This window comes from Dietzia sp. IBK-p2-15D (assembly GCF_057773105.1).
Genome location: NZ_JBYMTK010000028.1, coordinates 1 through 701 on the forward strand (window position 1 = coordinate 1; position 701 = coordinate 701).

Sequence of the window (701 nt, forward strand, 5' to 3'; positions counted from 1 at the left end):
GCTGTTTGACTGGATGCTGCGCGGTCTGCTGCCACGACTTGGCACGCCAGAGACACAGCTCTCTTTTCTTCACGTCACCGATTTTGCGCAAGCAGTGGGTCAGTGGTTAAGCGCCGAAACTGTACAGACGCAAACCTATGAATTATGCGATGGCGTCGCCGGAGGCTATGACTGGCAACGTGTCCAACAGCTTGTTGCCGATGTCCGCTGTGGTTCCGTGCGGATGGTCGGTATTCCTCAGCCGCTACTCACCTGCCTTGCGGATATCAGTACCGCGTTGAGCCGTCTGGCGGGTAAAGAACCGATGCTGACTCGCTCGAAAATTCGTGAATTAACCCATGCCGACTGGTCGGCAAGTAATAACCGTATTTCTGAAGATATTAATTGGTTTCCCGGGATTAGCCTGGAACACGCATTACGCAACGGGCTATTTTGATTGTCTTGTTTAAAGGTGTGTTAACGTTTCTATGGTAAATCGTGAAATAGTAATGGATTACATCCTTTCCTGTTTACAGGATTTGGTCAAAAACGGTGTGGAAATTAAGCCCGACAGCGATCTCGTCAACGATCTTGGCCTGGAGTCGATCAAAGTGATGGATCTCTTAATGATGCTGGAAGACAGATTCGATATTTCCATTCCTATTAATATTCTGCTGGATGTCAAAACCCCTGCGCAATTAATGGAAACTCTACTTCCATGG

Annotated in this window: 2 protein-coding genes; both read left to right on the plus strand. The window is 48.2% G+C overall.

Annotated features, from left to right (window positions below; all coding sequences use genetic code 11):
• A partial coding sequence (locus AC3DEV_RS16690) for a Rossmann-fold NAD(P)-binding domain-containing protein (RefSeq protein ID WP_488372814.1) occupies positions 1-436 on the plus strand: 436 nt, incomplete at its 5' end.
• Positions 437-488: 52 nt separating this feature from the next.
• Positions 489-701: acyl carrier protein (locus AC3DEV_RS16695; RefSeq protein WP_488372815.1), on the plus strand; the 213-nt coding region annotated here is incomplete at its 3' end.